This window comes from Lysinibacillus fusiformis (genome assembly GCF_002845985.1).
Lineage (GTDB): Bacteria > Bacillota > Bacilli > Bacillales_A > Planococcaceae > Lysinibacillus > Lysinibacillus fusiformis_D.
Window position 1 is genome coordinate 1 of the sequence record NZ_PDFK01000015.1, and the last position, 6,201, is coordinate 6,201.

Genomic DNA, 6,201 nt, shown 5'->3' on the forward strand with positions numbered 1-6,201 from the left:
CTTTTTTAGAATAAAGTATATTCAAAAGTGTTATAATAACTATAGATAACTAATCTCTTACTGAAAACAGTAGGAGATTTTTTTATGTTATCAAAAATTGAATAAATATGCACTTTTTTGTCTAGTTGAGCCAAGTGGTATCTAGGCTTTACAATAATATTATAACTTTTAGGGGGTATAAAAACATGAATAAACTTAATATTTCTATTATTGGAGTACCAACAGATTATGGACAAACACGTCGTGGTGTAGATATGGGGCCAAGCGCGATTCGCTATGCAGGCGTTGTGGAACGTTTGGAGGCTATTGGACATGAAGTACAAGACCAAGGGGATATTCGTGTCAGTCAAAAACTTGCAGACGCACCTGTCGATGAGAAATTACTGAATTTAGAGGAAGTTGTAGATGTTAGCACGGCTTTAGCTAATAGCGTGCATGAAGTAGTAGAACAAAATAAGTTCCCACTTGTATTTGGTGGAGACCATAGTATTGCTATTGGCACACTAGCTGGATTAGGTGAGCATTATAAAAATCTTGGCGTTATTTGGTATGATGCTCATGCAGATTTAAATACACCTGAAACAACACCATCTGGCAACATCCATGGGATGCCATTAGCAGTTAGTATTGGACTAGGTCATGAGCGCTTAGTGCAAATTCGGAATTATGCACCGAAAATTAAACCAGAGAACGTTATTATTATCGGAGCTCGTTCAGTAGATCCTGGTGAGCGTGAGTTAATTCGTCAACAAGGGATTAAAGTATATACAATGCACGAGATTGATCGACTTGGTATGACGCGTGTCATGGAAGATGCACTTGCTTACTTGAAAGAACGTAATGTTGATGGATTACATCTATCACTTGATTTAGATGGCTTAGATCCGCTTTACACGCCAGGAGTTGGTACACCCGTTCCTGGAGGAATTACGTATCGAGAAAGTCATTTAGCAATGGAAATGTTACAAGAATCAGGGATGCTAACATCAGCAGAGTTTGTAGAAGTAAACCCAATTTTAGATGAGAAGAATACAACAGCAAATGTGGCTGTTGCATTAATGGGATCTTTATTCGGAGAGACACTAGTTTAAAGAAAATTTGACAAAAAATTGCCTGTTGCCACATTGCATAAAAATCTTTTGTTATAATTGAATTAAAACGAAACTTTTCTTATCGATGGGTCGTATAGTATAAGACAGTTGTAAAGGTGGAGAAGTCAACACAATGGATGCGTTAGTAAACAAGAGAATAAAACAAGTGCTTAAAGGCGATCAAAACGCATTTGCCGATATTGTGAGTCTCTATCAGCACAAACTGTACCAAGTATGCTATCGAATGTTAGGCAACAAACAAGAGTCTGAAGACATTGCTCAAGAAGCTTTTGTGCGTGCTTATATGAATTTGCATACTTTTGATCAGAAAAGAAAGTTTTCGACGTGGCTTTATCGCATAGCGACAAACCTCTGCATTGACCGTATTCGCAAAAAGAAACCGGATTATTATTTAGATGCAGAAGTAGCTGGTACAGAAGGGCTTGATATGTATTCGCAAATCGCAGCAGACGACCAGCTACCAGAGGAGCAGTTAGAGCAAATGGAGCTGCAAGATCGCATTCAATATGAAATTGGACGATTGCCGGATAAATACCGTTCGGTTATAGTATTGAAATATATAGAAGAGTTATCGTTACAAGAGATTAGCGAGATTTTAGATATGCCGCTTGGAACGGTGAAAACGAGGATTCACCGCGGACGTGAGGCATTACGTAAGCAATTAAACAATCTGTAGGAGGGGGAGCGTCATGAATACTTGTCCAGAGCATATTATAGACTATATGCATGATTATTTAGACGGTGACATTAGTCGTGAGCATGAGCAAGAGTTGAAACAACACTTGCATACATGTAATGATTGTAAACAGTTGATGCAAGAATTGAGTGAAACAATCGCCTTTGTGAAGAGTGCTTCCCATATTACAGCGCCTCCGGATTTTGAAGCAGCAGTGATGGCTCGTTTACCAAAACCAAAAAGTCGAGTAGGTATACAAAAATGGATACGCCGGCATCCGTTCTTTGTGGCAGCAGCAGTATTTTGCTTATTCATGAGTGCTACATTGATGGGTAGCTTTATGGATGACCAGCATTTTTCAGTGACCAAACAACCGAACTTAGTTGTTGATGGTCAAACGGTGATTGTACCTGAAGGAGAAGTAGTGAAGGGCGATATTGTTGTTAAAAATGGTGATTTGGTTGTTGAAGGTGAAGTTGATGGCAATGTCACAGTAATTAACGGGCAATATATGGCGTCTTCAGCGGTAGTTTCAGGCAAAATTGAGGAAATTGACGAAGTATTTGAATGGTTATGGTATACGATTAAAAATTCTGTAAAAACGGCCATGACATTTGAGGAAAAAGATGAAACTAAATAACACTCTATACGTCCTAAAAAATAGTGCACGTGAGAGGCTGAAAGGTCTACTCTTATGAGTAGACTTTTTATTTGAAAAAAGTTACATTTGTTAAGAATGTGATATACTTGAATGTGTATGGATTCGCAATGAAAAGTGGGGGATGCCACGTGCAAATTATCGAACATTTCACGGATTTAACACCTGTGAATATTGTTATTAACTTCATTGATGTACTGCTCGTGTGGTACGTTGTTTATAAAGTCTTAACCCTCATTAAAGGTACGAAGGCTGTCCAATTACTGAAGGGAATATTTGTCATTATTATTGCCCGACTTGCAACAGACCTTTTAGGGTTACAAACTCTAGGCTGGATGTTACAACAGGTCATTGAGTTTGGTTTCTTAGCGATTATTATCATATTCCAACCAGAAATCAGACGTGGTTTAGAACAAATTGGGCGAGGAAAGCTATTCCAGCGTTCATCAAGTCAAGAAGAAGAAGAACAAACAAGGCTCATTGAGGCGATGAAGAAGTCTGTTAGTTACATGGCTAAACGTCGAATCGGTGCGTTAATTTCTATTGAAAAAGAAACAGGCCTTAATGAATATATTGAAACGGGTATAGGACTAAATGCTGAAATCTCATCAGAACTGCTGATTAATATCTTTATACCGAATACACCACTTCATGATGGAGCGGTTATTATGCAAAAAGATAAAGTTACAGCAGCAGCTTGTTATTTACCCCTATCTGAAAGTCCATTTATTTCAAAGGAGTTAGGGACACGTCACCGTGCTGCACTTGGCTTAAGTGAAGTTACGGATGCTATTACAATTGTTGTCTCAGAAGAAACAGGTGCAATTAGTATTACGTTAAATGGTAATCTCCACCGTAATCTTTCTCTAGAGGAGTTTGAAACACTATTACGAAAAATGTGGTTCGGTTCAGCACAAGAGTCAAATGCTGCCTCTAAGTTGACTTGGAGGGGGAAAAAGAATGGATAAAATGATGGATAGCCCTTGGGTATTAAGAATCATAGCGCTATTTTTGGCATTTTTGCTTTTTTTCTCAGTTCGTACCGAGTTATCTCCAATCAATACAACAACAACGACTGAACAAACGGATATTATTCGTGATGTACCAGTAGATGTTTATTATGATAATGAAAATCTGATTGTAACAGGCTTACCTGAAACAGTAGATGTGAAGATAAAAGGGCCAATGCCTGTTGTTATAAAAACAAGAGCTACAAAAGATTTCTCTGTATTTGTCGATTTAAGTAATCTATTGATTGGGGAGCATGATGTAAAGCTACAATACGAAAATATTTCTGATAAGTTAAAGGTTACATTAGACCCTGCAACTATTCATGTGAATATTGAGGAAAAGGTCACGAAAGAGTTCCGAGTGGACCCTGAAATGAATAATAGACTAATCGAAGAAGGTTATATTTTAAAAGATATGACTGCTGATCCACCAACCGTTTACGTAACAGGTGCAAAAAGTGCTATTGAAAGCATTAGCTATGTAAAAGCTACTGTTGCAGGTGAGCAAGGCTTGAAGCAATCCTTCTCGCAGGATGCGGCAGTAAAAGTATTAGATCGAGATCTAAACAAGTTAGATGTGACGATAGAGCCTGAAACTGTGAAGGTTCAAGTTGATATAGCAGAATATAGTCGAGAGATTCCAGTGGTCCTGAAAGAAACAGGGCAAGCAGCACAAGACATTACGATCAATTCGTTAACATTTGCGCCAAGAATGATAAAAGTGTATGGTAGAAAATCAATTATTGACGGTTTGACAGAAATTCCAGTTATAGTTGACCTGTCAAAAATTACTGAGTCTCAAACTTATGAATTTGATGTAAAATTACCAGATGGTGTGACAAAAATATCTGACAAGAAAATAAAAGTGAAGGCAGATATTACAAAAGTAGAGCAAGAAGAACAACAGAAAACGCCAGCTTCTACAGAGGAAACGCCACCTCCAACTGAAGAACCAGATGTGACGGATGATAGTACTACTACTGATAAAAATACATCATCTGAGGAAACGGAAGATATTGATTCTTAAACAATATCTGACTATAATTTTATTTTGATTCTAAATCAAAATCCAATCGTGGTTTGTGCTGGTGAGTAGTTAGGACAGGAGTCACCAACAAATCGATTGAGGGGATATTAATAATTACCGAATGAATGAATAAAAACAGACTTTTCCAAAAGTAAGCGGACAAGTGTCTTTTGGGCGATAGTAACTCAAGAGACACGGTCTTGCATTGAAGGAGAGAATAAGTAGAATGGGTAAATATTTTGGAACAGATGGCGTCCGTGGAGTCGCGAATAGTGAATTAACACCAGAGTTTGCATTTAAACTAGGTCGTATCGGTGGCTATGTTTTAACAAAAGATGCAACTGATCGTCCAAAGGTTTTAATTGGTCGTGACACACGTATTTCAGGTGAGATGCTTGAAGGTGCACTTGTTGCTGGTCTTTTATCGATTGGAGTAGAAGTAATGCGTCTTGGTATTATTTCAACACCAGGTGTGGCATACCTTACTCGAATTATGAGCGCAGATGCAGGCGTTATGATTTCAGCTTCACATAACCCAGTTGCTGATAATGGCATTAAATTTTTTGGTCCCGATGGTTTTAAGTTAACGGATGCTCAAGAAGCGGAAATTGAAGTGTTGCTTGATGCACAAGAGGATACACTACCACGCCCAATTGGAGCCGATTTAGGATCTGTAAGTGACTATTTCGAAGGTGGTCAAAAATATATTCAATACTTAAAGCAAACAGTGGATGAGGAATTTGATGGTATCCTGGTAGCACTAGACTGTGCTCATGGAGCTACATCAGCATTGGCTACACATTTATTTGCGGACCTAGAAGCTGATATTTCTACAATGGGAGCTTCTCCAACAGGCTTAAATATTAATGATGGTGTAGGTTCTACACATCCAGAAGGACTAGCTAAATTTGTTACTGAAAAGGGTGCAGATGTTGGTTTAGCATTTGATGGAGATGGTGACCGATTAATTGCTGTAGATGAGAACGGTAAGATTGTTGATGGCGATCAAATTATGTTTATCATTGGTAAGTATTTAAATGCGGTAGGACGCTTGAAAAAGCAAACGATTGTTTCAACAGTTATGAGCAATATGGGCTTCTACAAAGCTGTTGCTGACAACGGTATGCAAAGTGTACAAACTGCTGTTGGTGATCGTTATGTTGTAGAAGAAATGCGTGCCAAAGAATACAATTTAGGTGGCGAACAATCAGGGCATATTGTTTTTCTAGACTTTAATACAACAGGTGATGGATTACTTACAGGCATTCAGCTTGTCAACATTATGAAAGCGACTGGTAAAAAGCTTTCAGAGCTTGCTGCTGAAATGAAAATCTTCCCTCAGCGTCTTGTCAATGTACGTGTAACAGATAAGCATGCTGTGACTGACAATGCGAAGGTGGCTGCTGTCATTGCAGAGGTAGAAGCAGAAATGGCCGGCAATGGTCGTGTTCTAGTGCGCCCTTCAGGGACTGAACCACTTGTACGTGTAATGGTAGAAGCAGCAACAGAAACAGATTGTGAGCGTTTTGTTGAGCGTATTGCGGACGTAGTACGTGCAGAAATGGGCTTAGCAGAATAATATATAGAAACTCGATTTCCATAACAGGAAATCGAGTCAGACCGTAGACAAAAGCCCATCGAGAAGTTCACTCTCGATGGTTTTTGTCATTTTTCTTACTATTTTATTTTTAACATTTGGTAATATACTACCGAATTCA

The 6,201-nt window shown here is 38.5% G+C and carries 6 protein-coding genes; all 6 read left to right on the forward strand.

The window, feature by feature from the left end:
* Positions 1–185: 185 nt before the first annotated feature.
* Positions 186–1,091 carry an arginase gene (gene rocF / locus CRI88_RS22110; RefSeq protein ID WP_058845283.1) on the forward strand — a complete coding sequence of 302 codons (906 nt, stop codon included), beginning with the start codon at positions 186–188 and terminating at the stop codon, positions 1,089–1,091.
* A gap of 133 nt (positions 1,092–1,224) precedes the next feature.
* Positions 1,225–1,788: an RNA polymerase sigma factor SigW gene (sigW, locus tag CRI88_RS22115; RefSeq protein WP_004225410.1), complete on the forward strand. Its 564-nt coding sequence runs from the start codon at positions 1,225–1,227 to the stop codon at positions 1,786–1,788.
* Positions 1,789–1,801: 13 nt separating this feature from the next.
* On the forward strand, positions 1,802–2,428 hold the full coding sequence (locus CRI88_RS22120) for an anti-sigma factor family protein (protein WP_058845282.1): 627 nt from the start codon (positions 1,802–1,804) through the stop codon (positions 2,426–2,428).
* 149 nt (positions 2,429–2,577) lie between these two features.
* Positions 2,578–3,414, forward strand: a complete 837-nt coding sequence (cdaA, locus tag CRI88_RS22125; protein ID WP_089935020.1) for a diadenylate cyclase CdaA — start codon at positions 2,578–2,580, stop codon at positions 3,412–3,414.
* Positions 3,407–4,483: a CdaR family protein gene (locus tag CRI88_RS22130; RefSeq protein ID WP_036128306.1), complete on the forward strand. Its 1,077-nt coding sequence runs from the start codon at positions 3,407–3,409 to the stop codon at positions 4,481–4,483. Before cdaA ends, CRI88_RS22130 begins: the two co-directional genes overlap by 8 nt.
* Positions 4,484–4,709: 226 nt before the next feature.
* Positions 4,710–6,062: a phosphoglucosamine mutase gene (gene glmM / locus CRI88_RS22135; protein ID WP_101967053.1), complete on the forward strand. Its 1,353-nt coding sequence runs from the start codon at positions 4,710–4,712 to the stop codon at positions 6,060–6,062.
* Positions 6,063–6,201 lie beyond the last annotated feature (139 nt).